At 52.2% G+C, this 15,645-nt stretch carries 11 protein-coding genes and 1 pseudogene; 5 read left to right on the forward strand and 7 right to left on the reverse strand.

Annotation, left to right across the window (positions count from 1 at the left end):
- Window positions 1–90: 90 nt before the first annotated feature.
- The 7 genes from yhdP to csrD all read right to left on the reverse strand — a co-directional run bounded on the left by yhdP (window position 91) and on the right by csrD (window position 10,878).
- Window positions 91–3,891 carry an AsmA2 domain-containing protein YhdP gene (yhdP, locus tag G434_RS12130; RefSeq protein ID WP_001253570.1) on the reverse strand — a complete coding sequence of 1,267 codons (3,801 nt, stop codon included), beginning with the start codon at window positions 3,889–3,891 and terminating at the stop codon, window positions 91–93.
- A 67-nt stretch (window positions 3,892–3,958) separates the two neighbouring features.
- A complete protein-coding gene (gene rng, locus G434_RS12125; RefSeq protein WP_000123197.1) occupies window positions 3,959–5,428 on the reverse strand; it encodes a ribonuclease G in 1,470 nt (489 codons plus the stop codon).
- Complete coding sequence (gene yhdE, locus G434_RS12120) at window positions 5,418–6,011, reverse strand: nucleoside triphosphate pyrophosphatase YhdE (RefSeq protein ID WP_000203099.1); 594 nt, start codon at window positions 6,009–6,011, stop codon at window positions 5,418–5,420. Before yhdE ends, rng begins: the two co-directional genes overlap by 11 nt.
- 8 nt (window positions 6,012–6,019) lie before the next feature.
- Entirely contained in the window at window positions 6,020–6,508 is a 489-nt protein-coding gene (gene mreD / locus G434_RS12115) for a rod shape-determining protein MreD (RefSeq protein ID WP_000179409.1), read from the reverse strand.
- A complete protein-coding gene (gene mreC, locus G434_RS12110) occupies window positions 6,508–7,524 on the reverse strand; it encodes a rod shape-determining protein MreC (protein ID WP_000802506.1) in 1,017 nt (338 codons plus the stop codon). Before mreC ends, mreD begins: the two co-directional genes overlap by 1 nt.
- 65 nt (window positions 7,525–7,589) lie before the next feature.
- Window positions 7,590–8,633, reverse strand: a complete 1,044-nt coding sequence (gene mreB, locus G434_RS12105; protein ID WP_000913396.1) for a rod shape-determining protein MreB — start codon at window positions 8,631–8,633, stop codon at window positions 7,590–7,592.
- 304 nt (window positions 8,634–8,937) lie between these two features.
- The gene (csrD, locus tag G434_RS12100; protein WP_001241402.1) at window positions 8,938–10,878 is read right to left on the reverse strand and encodes an RNase E specificity factor CsrD; all 1,941 of its coding nucleotides are present in this window, start codon (window positions 10,876–10,878) and stop codon (window positions 8,938–8,940) included.
- Between the two features lie 151 nt (window positions 10,879–11,029).
- Between csrD and G434_RS12095 the strand changes: the two genes are divergently transcribed.
- The 5 genes and pseudogenes from G434_RS12095 to accC all read left to right on the forward strand — a co-directional run bounded on the left by G434_RS12095 (window position 11,030) and on the right by accC (window position 15,567).
- Window positions 11,030–12,004: an acrylyl-CoA reductase (NADPH) gene (locus G434_RS12095; protein WP_001148479.1), complete on the forward strand. Its 975-nt coding sequence runs from the start codon at window positions 11,030–11,032 to the stop codon at window positions 12,002–12,004.
- A gap of 36 nt (window positions 12,005–12,040) precedes the next feature.
- On the forward strand, window positions 12,041–12,871 hold the full coding sequence (locus G434_RS12090; protein WP_000838295.1) for a DUF1444 domain-containing protein: 831 nt from the start codon (window positions 12,041–12,043) through the stop codon (window positions 12,869–12,871).
- Between the two features lie 158 nt (window positions 12,872–13,029).
- Window positions 13,030–13,332: pseudogene (locus G434_RS30980) on the forward strand (sulfoxide reductase heme-binding subunit YedZ); the annotation flags it as partial.
- Window positions 13,333–13,736: 404 nt separating this feature from the next.
- Window positions 13,737–14,207, forward strand: coding sequence for an acetyl-CoA carboxylase biotin carboxyl carrier protein (accB, locus tag G434_RS12085; protein ID WP_000354622.1), 471 nt, complete (start codon window positions 13,737–13,739; stop codon window positions 14,205–14,207).
- Between the two features lie 10 nt (window positions 14,208–14,217).
- Entirely contained in the window at window positions 14,218–15,567 is a 1,350-nt protein-coding gene (gene accC / locus G434_RS12080; protein WP_000884639.1) for an acetyl-CoA carboxylase biotin carboxylase subunit, read from the forward strand.
- The last annotated feature ends 78 nt before the right edge of the window (window positions 15,568–15,645 follow it).

Consider the following 15,645-nt stretch of genomic DNA (forward strand, 5'->3'; position numbering starts at 1 on the left):
GCCCTATCCGGCCTACGGTTATGTTCCGGCTCGTTGGCCTTTGGCAACGATTATCATATGAGATTGGGGCAATTACGCGCCCTCGTCAAATCATTGCGCTTTTTCTTTACGCGGTTGGCGCAACACTTCGTTGATTTGCGGATCGTCCAGCGGACCCGAAATGTGATAGCGCAAAATGGAGACTTTGCTCCACAGCGGCCCCAGCACTTTACTGGCTGCAAACACTGCCGCGCCAACAATGGGGTTAACCGCAAAAGCCGCAGCCACGCCCACCGTCGCAGAAATCTCTGGTGCGACAACCGCTTCCATATTCAGGTCGCGACGCACCAGATTTACCGACCCTTTCATGGCAATGTCCGCTTCCAGGCCATCCACCAGCGTGTCGTCGGTGTGCATAACGCCGTCTTTAATCCACGCGGTGCTGCGAATGGAGTCAAAATAGAACCCTTCACCAAAGGTGTCTCTGAAATCAAAACGCAGCTTACGCATCAGGGCATCAACGCTCAATAAGCGCAGCAATTGCCCGGCATGTCCGGTATTGATTTCGGTAATTTCGCCTTTGCCCAGTTGAGTATGAATGATGCCATTCAACGTCGCCTCATCTGGTTGCCAGGGTGCTTTGCGCCAGTGTAAATCGTAATCCACATTAAATGACGACTGGCGTATGGGCGTCGTGACACCAAAAAATTCTGCGGCGGCATCAATTTTCTGCCCACGCAGTTTTCCTTTCAGCGAGGTGCGTTCATTTCCCGGATTGTTAACCCATTCACCATCGGCAGTAAGCCGCGAGAAACCAGTATCAATCAGTCCATTGGTCAGCGTTAATGTATTGCCAGAAATGGTGATATCACTGTCAATGCGCCCGAATTTTTGCCCCCAGAACCAGCACTCTGCGCATCGTATTTGGGCGTCCGGCCAGCCACGGAAGTTAATGCGCTCCGTTGTCGGGAAAGGTGATGACTGTGTTGAATCACCACGAGTTTTCGCCACGCTCGGGTTGTAATAAAGATATTTGATATTCGCCAGCCACGGCGCGTTATTACGCATCGCCAGCGTGGCGTTGATTTCACGCCCTTGCGCCTCAACCAGGGTGCCATTTGCCGTCGGTTGCGAAACAATACTCAGGTTATTCCATTGCTGATTTCCCAGCGACAACATAGGCGTACGTAACGTTATGTGTTGTGGGAAACTCGCTGCACCACCGACACTCTCCGCCGCGCCTTTCTGGAACAGGGCCAGCCACTCGGCACCATTCATCGGCGGCATATTGAGTTCAACGCCACTTTGTTCCGGCAACGGCGGGAGCGTTTTACTGTCTGCCGCCCAAATAGCACGGTCGAGCGTCAGCTTTTGACCAAGCAACCAGCGGCTATTGAAATGGTTATCTGCACCAGCCTGTCCGGTTAACTCAAAGCTGTTGAGATTGCCATCAACCTTAACGTTTACCGGTAGTGGTTCACCCGCAGGTTTGGCTAACGGTGAAGGTAAGTGACTGCTCACATTCTTCAGATCGCCGTTCAGCTCTACGTTATAGGTCGCGCCAGCATGATAAGGCAACTCAATGCCCACTTTACCATCCCACGCCACGCTGCCATTTAATGCTTCGTTCACCGCTTCAGGCAGAACGCCGGTTTTCGCTGGTTGCCAGTTACCGTTGAGATTCACCGCGACCTGGTAGGCTTTTGCCCCTTCTTTGGTGGAAAAATCCACGTTCAACGGCTGATTAAACCAGCTTGCTGTCAGTGGTTCACTTTGCAGATCGCCATTAATAAAGCTGAATTTCCCGCTCAAATTTTTCAGGGTGCTGTCGAGTGGTTTGATAAACAGACTGTTATTACGCAGCGTCACTTCACCTTTCGCGGTTACCAGTTCGCCGTTCAGCGGGATATCAAGATGTAAGCGAGCATTCACATCGCCGTCGAGCTGGAGTTCTTGCAGGGTCGCACCCAGAGAATCTTTCAGCGGTGTCTCATCAAAGTAAGGGCCAACGGCTTTACCCGGGCCTTTAATGTCAGTGTCAATCAGCAGTTTTTCTTTTGAGTAGTCAGGGATCACTGCGGTGAGATTACTCGCGCGCACGCCGCCCAGATTAACGCCATCGGTTTTCATCCATAAACCGTCGTTGATAAAGTCCAGTTCAATATCAAGGTTAGTTAATGCAGGCCAGTCCGGCTGGAAGGCAAACTTCGCGTTGCGCAGCGGCACCAGCACTTCAAACTGACCTTCGTTGTGTTTATAGGGGAAGAGTTGCGGATTGCCACCATAAACCAGCGTCGCGTTATCCGCTTCTCCGCCCTGAATCGCGCCACTTAAGTAATCAACCAGGTCTTTACCCATCAAGTTTTCCGGGAAATAGCGCCAGGCTTGTGAACCATCATCGGTACTGATGCCAGCCAGAATACCCAGCCAGGGTTCATCGTTAGCTGGTTGCAGGTAACGAAAACCGCCGCGCGCATGGACGGCTTTGGCTTTAACGTCAATATTACGCCCATCCAGCTGGAAACCTTTGTCATTGTTCAGCCAGCTTATCGTTGCCTGGCCGTCGGCGATTTCCAGTGGCGCACGGAATACCGTTTCGTAAGGCATCTTTGCCTGTTTCATCGACGCGGTAAGCAAACCATTTTCTACGCTGCCGGAAAGCGTCCCGGAGAAGTGTTCCGCACCCGGTAATAATTTCCATTGATTCCAGGCCAGATCGCTCCACGATGCCTGAAAACGGGTCTTGTCTGCCGCCTGAAGCGGGATATCCAGCGCCAGAGTGTTAATCTTGCCGCTCGGTTGTGTGGAGCGCCAAACATCACCCAGTGCAGGTGAAAGTTTCGCGGCCAGCGGGCGTATGCCCTCCAGGCCTGCCAGCTCCAGATTACTGGCGCGAATCCGGAGTTCGTCACTGCGTTTATTGTCTTTGCCGCCAACGTCCTGTTCCGGTATCCAGGCCAGCGTCAATGCTCCGCTCGGCCAGGGTTTGCCGTCCATCGTGATCCGTGTGTCGGGAATAGAGAACTGCCAGCCCGGATTTTCACGCGTAATATGCGCGGTCAGATTATCCACCGACAGCGTATGCGTTTGCTTCTCGCCCAACCAGCTGGCACCGCCCTGTTTCAGCCAGACGTCACCGCCGGTTACATCGCCTTTGTCGATCGTCATCCAGCCTTCAAGGGAGAACTGTGCCGTTTCCAGCGCAATATTGTCCTGCATCCATTTACCGAGCCACGGCTTCAGGTCGATGTCATCCGCCTGGAGCCAGACGCGACCATTGCTTAACAACCCCTCATCATCGCGCAAATCCATGCGCACCTGCATCACGCCGTGCTGTCCGGTAAGGCTGGAGAGGCTTACCAGGCCTTCTGCACGGTGTCGACGTGGATCGTTCAGCCAGGTGAGTTGTGGGATCGCCAGCTCGGCGCGCTGACCGGATGGCGTCAGGAAACTGACTTCACTGTCGCGGAGATCAAAATGGTCGAACTGACGAAGAAACAGATCGCTGATGTGACTGGCTTCCAGGCTATCATTACCACCGCCGCTGGTGATAGGAGTGTTGGTGCGAAAGCGCAGCTGCCAGAAAGTGAGGTCGCGAAACTGCCAGCGCATATGTAACAGGCTCTGCCAGACATCTAGCGCAAGAGTAACGCGTTTAACCGAAAATTCGCCGCCATCCTTTAGTTCTGCACGGATGTCGTGTGCTTCAAGCGTCGGGCCAAAATTCTGCCAGCTGGCTGAGAGCTGACTGGCTTCTACCGGCATGCCAGTCGCGGATTCTATTTTGTTGAGGATTTCCGGACGCCAGGCATCAAGATGCGGTAAAGCAATACGCAGGCCGCTAACCAGCAGGGCAGCGATCACAACGAGCGCGGCTCCAGTAAGCAGTAATATCCCCGGCAATCGCCTCACCCGTCACTCCTTGTCTGCTAAAAATGTGACTCAAAAACCCTTTGCCGGATGGCGGCCCAGCATCTGTTTACATCATTACGACGTCAAACTGCTCCTGGTTATAGAGCGGTTCAATTTGTACTTTAACCTGTTTACCAACGAAAATTTCCACTTCCGCCAGCGAGTGTGACTCTTCGCCTTTCAAGGCTTCAGCTACTGCCGGGGAAGCATAGACCAGGAAACGGTCGGAATCGTAAGCATGGTGTACACGAACAATCTCGCGCATGATTTCATAGCATACCGTTTCCACGGTTTTCACCGTTCCGCGACCGTGGCAGGTTGGGCATTCGTTACATAGTACGTGCTCAATGCTTTCGCGGGTGCGTTTACGCGTCATCTCCACCAGCCCCAGCGCCGAAAAACCATTAACGCTGGTTTTCACCCGGTCTTTGCTCAACGCCTGCTCCAGCGAATGCAACACGCGGCGACGGTGATCTTCATTATTCATGTCGATGAAATCAATAATGATAATCCCGCCCAGATTGCGCAACCGTAACTGGCGAGCGATAGCCTGCGTCGCTTCAATATTGGTATTGAAAATGGTGTCGTCCAGATTGCGATGACCGACAAACGCTCCGGTATTGATGTCCACGGTGGTCATCGCTTCGGTCTGGTCGATAATCAGATAACCACCGGATTTCAGTTCTACTTTGCGTTCCAGCGCTCGCTGGATTTCGTTTTCGACATCAAAGAGATCGAAAATCGGCTGGCGTCCGGTGTAATGCTCCAGCTTGCTGGTCATCTCGGGAATGTACTCCGAGGTGAACTCAAGTAATGCTTCGTAAGTCAGGCGTGAGTCAACGCGAATGCGATCCAGTTCGGCGTCGGCGAAATCACGCAGAACACGCTGCGCCAGCGCCAGTTCGCCGTACAGCTGATAACGAGTCTGCGGGCGCTTTTTACGCTCCATCACTTTGGTCCAGACGCGTTTCAGATAAGCGGCATCGGAGGCCAGTTCAGCCTCGCCAACCCCTTCAGCTGCGGTACGGATGATAAACCCGCCCTGCTCGTCGCAATACTCTGCGACCACTTTTTTCAGGCGTTCACGTTCTGATTCGCTTTCAATTCGTTGGGAAACCCCAACGTGAGAAGCCCCTGGCATAAATACCAGATAGCGAGAAGGCAGCGTGATATCCGTGGTCAGGCGCGCCCCCTTAGTGCCAAGCGGATCTTTCACCACCTGCACCATCAGATCTTGCCCCTGACGAACCAGTTCCGAGATGTCGCGCACCGTGAATTGCTTTTGTTCTTCACCCGCCACACATTCGGTGTGCGGCATGATGTCAGATGCATGAAGAAACGCGGCTTTATCCAGCCCAATATCTACAAAAGCCGCCTGCATACCCGGAAGTACACGACTTACACGACCCTTGTAGATATTGCCTACTATTCCGCGTCGCGCCTCACGTTCAATATGAATTTCCTGCAGAATACCGCCATCAATATACGCCACTCGCGTTTCCGAAGGCGTTACGTTTACTAACAATTCAGCCGTCATGTTTATCCCTTTTCTCACGCAGTGCGTTAAAATTACTTAATAATTCATACGTTTCAACCAGCGGTAAGCCGACTACGGCGTGATAGCTGCCATTTATCTTCCTGACAAAACAGCCACCCAGCCCCTGAATACCGTATGCACCTGCTTTATCTAACGGTTCACCGCTGGCGACATAGCCCGCGATGTCTTCGTCTGTTAACGTTCTGAAAGTCACATCGGTGACCACCAGGCAATCGAGAATGTGCTGGCTGTCGGCCAACGCCACTGCCGTCATTACCTGATGGGTCTGACCCGATAATTTGCGCAACATCTGCACCGCATGCTCTGCGTCGCGCGGTTTCTCCAGCACTTCTCCGTTCAGGATAACGATAGTGTCCGCACCCAGCACCGGGAGATCCTGCGCCGTTTGCGCGACACCCGCCTGTGCTTTCTCGCGCGCCAGACGCACAACATACTGCTGCGCGCTCTCCTGCGGCTGACGCTGCTCCTCAATGCCCGTAACAATACGTTCAAAGGTCACGCCAAGTTGCGCAAGTAACTCCTGACGACGCGGAGAACCGGAAGCTAAATACAGAGAAGTCATAGAAACCTTTATTGCACTGCAAACTGCTGACGGACTTTACGCATCAGCAAGAAAATCCACGGCCAGAGCACTCCATTGACTACACTACTCCAGAACACTTCCGGTCTGAAAGAGACGTTAATCACTAAAAACTCTGCCCAGAAAACAATAATATCCACCACCAGCGAAAGCAACATGACGACCAGCGCCTGCTGCCATAATGCGAGGTTGCGGAAAAGCTGATATTTCAGCGCCACCAGGTAAGCAATGATGCTCATCGCCAATACGCGTACGCCAAGCGTCGAGCCGCTGATCAGATCCAGTATGGCACCCATCACAAAACCTGTGCCCACATTTACGCGATGAGGCAAGGCCAGGATCCAATACAACAAGATGAGTAACACCCAGTTTGGCCGGAAAACAATCAGGTTATCCGGCCAGGGCATGATTTGCAGCAACAGCGCAATGAGGAAAGAGAGCCAGATTACCCAGCGTCCCTGGCTACGATAGCTCGCCACTATTGCCCTCCCGGCGCACGCGCAGGCGGTTGAGCACCACTTTGCGGCGGAGTCGGCTGAGCGATCCCCGTTGCCGGTTCAGGTAACTTTGGCCCCATCGCGTCTGGCGAAGGCAATACCTGCGGCATCATCTGCATCAGACGTTCATTAGCAACACGATGCACCTCTTCCGGCGTCATCGGGTTAGCGCCGTTACGATCCGCGCCCCACAGCAGCAGCAGATAACGCAAACGTTGCAGCCCTGCAGTCGGACGCGCCTGAATCACAGTATAAGCGCGCTGGGTATCGAGTTTTACGGAAGAGACAACCGCGACCGGATAGCCTTCCGGGAAACGACCGCCCAGACCGGAAGTCACCAGCACATCACCAACACGAATATCCGTATTCGCTGGCAGATGCTCAAGCTGCAAATCATCCGTACAACCGTTACCGGCTGCAATCACGCGGATATCGTTGCGCAGCACCTGGATTGGCAGCGCGTGGGTCGCATCACAAATCAGCAGCACGCGACTGGTCAGTTTAGCGACGGCCACCACCTGACCAACAACACCTTTGTCGCTGATGACCGGCTGGCCTTCATAAACGCCATTAACGCTACCTTTATCGATAACAACTTGATCGCTATAAGGATCGTTAACCGTGGAGATAACCTGAGTCACCATTTTCTGCTCATCCTGACGCAGCGGGGAACCCAGCAGCTCGCGCAGACGCGCGTTCTCCTGTTTGTATTGTCCAAGCATCAGCAGTTCACTGTTTTTCAGCAACAGTTCCTGACGTAACGCCCGGTTTTCAAGTTCTAGTTGGTCACGCGAGGCCAGCGTCTGCGATACGCCATCCAGCAATTCACGAGGAGCATTGGAAACAAAGTAGAAAGGACTGACGGCGGTATCCATATAAGTACGGATTTGACTGAACGTCCCCAGGCGGCTGTCGGCAATAATAATGCCGAGCGCCACCAGCACCGCCAGAATAAGGCGAATCTGTAGCGACGGGCCACGGCTAAAAATTGGCTTCATAAGTTATGCGTATTCTCGTATCAGACCAGGCAGGGTAAACAGACATTTCCCCTGCCTGCATCCGATTACTCTTCGCTGAACAGGTCGCCGCCGTGCATGTCGATCATTTCCAGCGCTTTGCCGCCACCGCGCGCCACACAGGTCAGCGGGTCTTCAGCAACAACGACTGGAATGCCGGTTTCTTCCATTAACAAACGGTCAAGGTTACGCAGCAGTGCGCCACCACCGGTGAGCACCATGCCGCGCTCGGAGATGTCGGAAGCCAGTTCCGGCGGACACTGTTCCAGTGCAACCATTACTGCGCTCACAATACCGGTCAGCGGTTCCTGCAGTGCTTCGAGGATTTCGTTGGAGTTCAGGGTAAAACCGCGTGGAACACCTTCTGCCAGGTTACGGCCACGAACTTCGATTTCACGGACTTCATCGCCCGGGTAAGCCGAACCGATTTCATGCTTGATACGTTCTGCGGTGGCTTCACCGATCAGAGAACCGTAATTACGACGCACATAGTTGATGATAGCTTCATCAAAACGGTCACCACCAATGCGCACGGAAGAGGAGTAAACCACGCCGTTCAAGGAGATAACAGCAACTTCAGTGGTACCACCACCGATATCAACCACCATAGAACCGGTCGCTTCAGAAACCGGCAGGCCAGCACCAATTGCGGCAGCCATAGGTTCTTCAATCAGGAAGACTTCACGGGCACCAGCGCCCTGCGCGGATTCACGAATTGCGCGGCGTTCAACCTGGGTCGCGCCAACCGGCACACAAACCAGAACGCGCGGGCTTGGACGCATAAAGCTGTTGCTGTGCACTTGTTTGATGAAGTGCTGGAGCATTTTTTCAGTCACGAAGAAGTCGGCGATAACGCCGTCTTTCATTGGGCGAATGGCAGCAATATTGCCCGGCGTACGGCCCAGCATCTGCTTCGCGTCATGACCTACTGCAGCTACGCTTTTCGGTGAACCGGCACGATCCTGACGAATGGCCACCACGGAAGGCTCATTCAATACGATGCCTTGTCCTTTTACATAAATGAGGGTATTCGCAGTACCCAGGTCAATGGACAAGTCATTGGAAAACATGCCACGAAATTTTTTCAACATACTAAGGGATAATCCTGAAAGCTGGGGCGGAAAAGAAAATCCGCTTACTTTACCAACCACACGCAGCAGCGACAAGGCGCAAAAATCATCTGCTACGGTGAAAATTAGTGCAGTTCGTTTCCTTTGTTACAAATCTCTGCCTGAGTCCAGAAAGGCTTAATGCATCAGCAGCATTCCTCGCCTGTTTGCAACCGCGTAAGGTCATTCATCTGCATATGTGCTGCAACAATCTGGCGAGCAGACAAGCACACTCCCATGAGACGCAGCGCGCGTTATTCTACGTGAAAACGGATTAAACGGCAGGTTAAACCGAGTATCTTTGTGAATATTTTTTCACGTTAGTATCAAGTGGCTGTGAGGACGCGAAAAAATCCCCTTGCCCACCTGTAACACCGCGCTGAATCAGGGTCTGCCACTCGCTTCGCGAACGCACGCCGGTGGCGTAAACCTGGGTGCTGGTCCCGGAGCAGGCTTCCACCAGGCTTTGAACCAGCAGCTGGTTCTCCGTTCGCTTCTCAATGTTTCTGACCAGCCCCGGATGGAGCTTGAGTAACTCAACATTAAGTTCTTTGATCCAACTGGTGCTTACCAGCGTCAAACCAGCCTGGTTGACGGCTACCCGTACCCCTAAAGCATTCACTAAACGAATAACAGGTTGTAAGCGACTGATATGTTGACCTACATCGGCCTCTGCAAGTTCAATAATTATGCGTTTTCGTTGCGATCTTTCACATTGCATTAACGTATCTCGCAGCCAACGCTGAAAACGCGGGCGAATCAGCGACTCAACAGTAACCTGAATCGCCAGATTTTCCTCAGGCCAGTAACGCAATAGTGGAATAAGACGGCTGATTTGCAGGCGGTCATACTCTTCCGATAAGCCAAACTGCAAGACCATCGGCATATACTCCGCCGAGCTAACCTCTTCATTACCATCGAAGATGCGGCACATGAGTTCGCGATGATGAACCTGACCTTCGCGAGTAACCGCCGGTTTTTGATAAAGGCGCGGGCCGCCGCGACTCAGCATTTGCTCGATAAGCGTACGCCAGCGAACATTACCGCGTCCTTTTTCAGGCAACGAGTCATCGTAAATAGCCCAGCTATTGCCGCCCTGCAATCCCGCATTACGCGTGGCAGACTCTGCATGTTCCATTACCTGCTCGGTATCCTGACCACTACGCCAGGCGCAGATACCAATGTGGATCATATCGTCGCGATCGAGCATTTTATTGTTCGGCAAGGTATCGACGGCTTTGATTAACTGACCGGCGATGCTCTCTGCCTCTTTTAACGTCCGGTGCGGTAACAGCGCAGCAAAATCACTGCGGTGGTAACGCGCCAGCAGTGCGCCAGGGTAGCGCATCATAAATGTCGATAGCAGATTCGTCAGAGAGAAGAACTGTTCTTCAACCTGGCTGTGCCCCCAGGTATCACTCAACATATTGAAATCCGGCAGACGAATCATCATCACGATCCCGTGGGTACCTACTTTCTCCTGATCTTCCAGTAACGTTGCTAACTGATTATCGAAGAAGAGTCGGTTATTGAGGCCGGTTTTCATGTCCTGGGCGGCATAAGAGCGGATCAGCGTATCAAGACGGCTGTGTTGTTCGCGTGCGTTCTGAATTTCACGAAGCAGCGTATCCAGCGCACTGCTGGTTCTGGGCGGCCATTCATAGATGGTTCCCAAAACATTAGAGCCACGCTCACCGTTTAAGATACGAGTAGCCCGGGTTTCCAGCAATTCTTGCCCGGCAAGTTGCCGTTGTAACCAGCGTACCGCCAGAAAGAGCATAAGAATGATAAAGCCAATCGCCCCCGTGAGCGGCGCGGTGGTCATCAACGAATGGAAATAGTTGCCCATCGGATCCTGATAAACCAGACGCAGCGACATCCCCGGATGCTTTATCAACGGAACGCTCAGTTCGCGAAACAGATCGCTGGTGCCAACCGGACGATAACTTCCATTTCTGGCCAGGGTATATACCTGTTTATCACCATGCAGCAGGTCTACACGAACGATATCTGCCGACATCATTAATTCGGTAATTTGTGGCCTTAATGCGCTGAAGTCATTCGACACAAGGTGGGTATCAATTGCCGTCGCCACCGCCTGAACGCGATGACTAAACTTATACTGAATGGCATTGTAGAAACTTAGCGAACAGCCCAGCAAAGTCACAAAAATTGTTAACCCGGTGAGCAGCGTAACAAAGGCCGAAAATTTCGTCGTTAATCTCATCCTTGTGTTAACTCCGATAGTGAGGAAGCGGGCATACTAGCAAATCAGATTTATCTCGCAATTTATTGCGCTTCATCGGCTTTGCTTTTCCATTAGCGAGTATAGTCTTCAGAAATTATTTTCCAATCCATCATGCACATGAGGACCACTTATGCAGGCGTTACTTTTAGAACAGCAGGACGGCAAAACTCTCGCATCGGTACAGACTCTGGACGAAAGTCGCCTGCCGGAGGGCGATGTCACGGTTGATGTTCACTGGTCGAGCCTGAACTACAAAGATGCGCTGGCAATTACCGGTAAGGGAAAAATCATCCGTAATTTTCCGATGATTCCTGGGATCGATTTTGCCGGAACTGTACGCACCAGCGAAGATCCGCGTTTTCATGCCGGTCAGGAGGTATTACTCACTGGCTGGGGCGTTGGTGAAAACCACTGGGGTGGGCTGGCGGAGCAGGCGCGAGTGAAAGGTGACTGGCTGGTTGCCATGCCGCAAGGGCTGGACGCGCGTAAAGCAATGATTATCGGTACTGCCGGTTTTACCGCCATGCTGTGTGTGATGGCGCTGGAAGATGCCGGTGTTCGCCCGCAGGACGGCGAGATTGTCGTAACGGGTGCCAGTGGTGGCGTCGGCAGTACCGCCGTGGCGCTGCTGCATAAGTTGGGTTATCAGGTCGTTGCCGTTTCTGGTCGCGAAAGTACCCATGAATATCTGAAAAGTTTAGGAGCCAGCCGTATTCTCTCTCGCGATGAGTTTGCCGAATCCCGTCCTCTGGAAAAACAACTCTGGGCTGGGGCAATTGACACCGTTGGCGACAAAGTGCTGGCGAAAGTGCTAGCGCAAATGAATTACGGCGGCTGCGTGGCGGCCTGTGGTCTGGCGGGTGGTTTTACTCTGCCAACCACGGTCATGCCATTTATTCTGCGTAATGTCCGTTTACAGGGGGTGGATTCAGTGATGACGCCACCAGCACGCCGCGCACAAGCCTGGCAGCGACTGGTCGCCGATTTACCGGAATCATTCTATACCCAGGCGGCAAAAGAGATATCTCTGGCAGAGGCACCGAAGTTTGCCGAGGCCATCATTAATAACCAGATCCAGGGTCGCACGCTGGTGAAGGTTAACTAACCATTTAGCAAGGATTAATAAGAGAGGGAACTCATTTTGAAATCATTATTCAATCGGTTAACGGGAAAAGCGGTTAGCCGGACAGCTTTCGTCGAACATCTTGGTCATGAAGTTGTACAACATCATCCAAACTGGAAAGTCATGATTTCGACTGACCACAAATTGATGCGCATTGATACGGGTCACCAAACTGTGGAAATCACCCTTGATGATGCTTACAAACGTTATCAAGCCGCACCAGACCCGCTGGAAGAAGTGGCTGCAGATATGCTGAAACAGCTTGCAGAAATGCTGCCGACCGGGCGCTGTATTGTCCCGGTGATTAAAGAAAAAGCCTGGCTGGATACCGTTCGCCAACAGCTTAGCCAGTATGAGTCTGATCCAGAGGTCCTCAACGCCTCGCTTGATTTTGCCTGGGAAGACTTTAACGATGAGTTAATTATCCTGTTTGCTGAAGACGGTAGCGAAACCATGCGCTATCTGATGCGCTGCGAAGTGACCATTGACCGCGAACAAGCCATCAGTAATTTGAAGCAAATATTGCCGGAAGTTACGGCTGAAATCGTTGATACAGGCGCAAACGATGGAAAAGTTGCCGTTATCTCCGCAGGGGGTACTTATGAGCCCAGTCTGATGCTCATTGACGATCTTTGGGTGCAATCACCCGATCCTGAATGCGGCGACCTGTTAGTGACCGTTCCCTCCAGAGGAAAACTGTTTTTCACCCACAATGATCAGCCAGCAAATCTCAGCGCATTACGACAGTTAACAGAACAATGCTTCCGTGAGGATGACCATCCTCTGACAACACAGATATTCATCCGCCGTAACGGTCACTTTTATCCCTGGGTAGAAACCTTGCATTAACGCAACCTCCGTCATGCTTGAAAAAGCTTGTCGGAGTATGTGATGAATGCTGCAAACTCACCGAAGCCGATTTTGCTACTAAATCGGCTTTTTTATTGTCACGCGGCAAATTCTGAATGCATCACATAGCCGCACTGCCGCCTGACAAAACAGTTTACCTTCTGCAAAATGGGGGGAATAATCTGATTTTATTTGATTACAAATTAACCACTTAAACCTATTTCATGCAGAGCATTGTCAGGCGGTTGATTTTGCGTGCTTTAGCATTCACGTTTATCCAGACGATGAAGTGAAAATTGCGTAATCCTCAGCAACCGCTGCGTAATGTCGTCTATCTTGTCGCGATCCTGGCATCCCTACATTATTTGTGGTCTGTGAAGATTATCTCATTGCAGCCCCTCATCTTCGCAGGGCTGGCTTTACAGCTTTTAGCCTTACGTTATAAGAAGTTCCGTCGATGATGGCGCTAATTTCGTGAATTGTGCGGCTTGTTGCAAATTACACGGTGTTGAAGGTTATTTACATGTTAGCTGTTGATTATCTTCCCTGATAAGACCAGTATTTAGCTGCCAATTGCTACGAAATCGTTATAATGTGCGACCTCGTCCTCCCTGACGCAGTTTTTGCGCTGCGGAAAAGGTGACATTGGCGCAACGAAGGTATATTTTGTTTTTTGCCGGAGGATAGCAGCAGATCGCTGCACAATGTCCGTCAAGTCTAACATTGACACTCTGGGGCAAAATAGACCGGCGTCCCGGCCTGCTGGAATTTATCGCTATGCATACAGCTGTCGGGGCATACGCTTTACAGACGGCGGTGAAACGCCTGTCACAATCACACTAAACAAAGAGTACGGAACCCACTCATGGATATTCGTAAGATTAAAAAACTGATCGAGCTGGTTGAAGAATCAGGCATCTCCGAACTGGAAATCTCCGAAGGCGAAGAGTCAGTACGCATCAGCCGTGCAGCTCCTGCCGCAAGTTTCCCTGTGATGCAACAAGCTTACGCTGCACCAATGATGCAGCAGCCAGCTCAATCTAACGCAGCCGCTCCGGCGACCGTTCCTTCCATGGAAGCGCCAGCAGCAGCGGAAATCAGTGGTCACATCGTACGTTCCCCGATGGTTGGTACTTTCTACCGCACCCCAAGCCCGGACGCGAAAGCGTTCATCGAAGTGGGTCAGAAAGTCAACGTGGGCGATACCCTGTGCATCGTTGAAGCCATGAAAATGATGAACCAGATCGAAGCGGACAAATCCGGTACCGTGAAAGCAATTCTGGTCGAAAGTGGACAACCGGTAGAATTTGACGAGCCGCTGGTCGTCATCGAGTAACGAGGCGAACATGCTGGATAAAATTGTTATTGCCAACCGCGGCGAGATTGCATTGCGTATTCTTCGTGCCTGTAAAGAACTGGGCATCAAGACTGTCGCTGTACACTCCAGCGCGGATCGCGATCTAAAACACGTATTACTGGCAGATGAAACGGTCTGTATCGGCCCTGCTCCGTCAGTAAAAAGTTATCTGAACATCCCGGCAATCATCAGCGCCGCTGAAATCACCGGCGCAGTAGCAATCCATCCGGGTTACGGCTTCCTCTCCGAGAACGCCAACTTTGCCGAGCAGGTTGAGCGCTCCGGCTTTATCTTCATTGGCCCGAAAGCAGAAACCATTCGCCTGATGGGCGACAAAGTATCCGCAATCGCGGCGATGAAAAAAGCGGGCGTTCCTTGCGTACCGGGTTCTGACGGCCCGCTGGGCGACGATATGGATAAAAACCGCGCCATTGCTAAACGCATTGGTTATCCGGTGATTATCAAAGCCTCCGGCGGCGGCGGCGGTCGCGGTATGCGCGTAGTGCGCGGCGACGCTGAACTGGCACAATCCATCTCCATGACCCGTGCGGAAGCGAAAGCTGCTTTCAGCAACGATATGGTTTACATGGAGAAATACCTGGAAAATCCTCGCCACGTCGAGATTCAGGTACTGGCTGACGGTCAGGGCAACGCTATCTATCTGGCGGAACGTGACTGCTCCATGCAGCGCCGCCACCAGAAAGTGGTCGAAGAAGCACCAGCACCGGGCATTACCCCGGAACTGCGTCGCTACATCGGCGAACGTTGCGCTAAAGCGTGTGTTGATATCGGCTATCGCGGTGCAGGTACTTTCGAGTTCCTGTTCGAAAACGGCGAGTTCTATTTCATCGAAATGAACACCCGTATTCAGGTAGAACATCCGGTTACCGAAATGATCACCGGCGTTGACCTGATCAAAGAACAGCTGCGTATCGCTGCCGGTCAACCGCTGTCGATCAAGCAAGAAGAAGTTCACGTTCGCGGCCATGCGGTGGAATGTCGTATCAACGCCGAAGATCCGAACACCTTCCTGCCAAGTCCGGGCAAAATCACCCGTTTCCACGCACCTGGCGGTTTTGGCGTACGTTGGGAGTCTCATATCTACGCGGGCTACACCGTACCGCCGTACTATGACTCAATGATCGGTAAGCTGATTTGCTACGGTGAAAACCGTGACGTGGCGATTGCCCGCATGAAGAATGCGCTGCAGGAGCTGATCATCGACGGTATCAAAACCAACGTTGATCTGCAGATCCGCATCATGAATGACGAGAACTTCCAGCATGGTGGTACTAATATCCACTATCTGGAGAAAAAACTCGGTCTTCAGGAAAAATAAGACTGCAAAAGCGTCAAAAGGCCGGATTTTCCGGCCTTTTTTATTACTGGGGATCGACAACCCCCATAAGGTACAATC

The organism is Escherichia sp. KTE172 (assembly GCF_000408845.1).
Lineage (GTDB): Bacteria > Pseudomonadota > Gammaproteobacteria > Enterobacterales > Enterobacteriaceae > Escherichia > Escherichia coli.

Bases quoted from the DNA above. Each gene is read 5' to 3' on its own strand.
- rng (WP_000123197.1), bottom strand. From the start codon at position 5,428: ATGACGGCTGAATTGTTAGTAAACGTAACGCCTTCGGAAACGCGAGTG.
- yhdE (WP_000203099.1), bottom strand. From the start codon at position 6,011: ATGACTTCTCTGTATTTAGCTTCCGGTTCTCCGCGTCGTCAGGAGTTA.
- mreC (WP_000802506.1), bottom strand. From the start codon at position 7,524: ATGAAGCCAATTTTTAGCCGTGGCCCGTCGCTACAGATTCGCCTTATT.
- mreB (WP_000913396.1), bottom strand. From the start codon at position 8,633: ATGTTGAAAAAATTTCGTGGCATGTTTTCCAATGACTTGTCCATTGAC.
- csrD (WP_001241402.1), bottom strand. From the start codon at position 10,878: ATGAGATTAACGACGAAATTTTCGGCCTTTGTTACGCTGCTCACCGGG.
- G434_RS12095 (WP_001148479.1), top strand. From the start codon at position 11,030: ATGCAGGCGTTACTTTTAGAACAGCAGGACGGCAAAACTCTCGCATCG.
- accB (WP_000354622.1), top strand. From the start codon at position 13,737: ATGGATATTCGTAAGATTAAAAAACTGATCGAGCTGGTTGAAGAATCA.
- accC (WP_000884639.1), top strand. From the start codon at position 14,218: ATGCTGGATAAAATTGTTATTGCCAACCGCGGCGAGATTGCATTGCGT.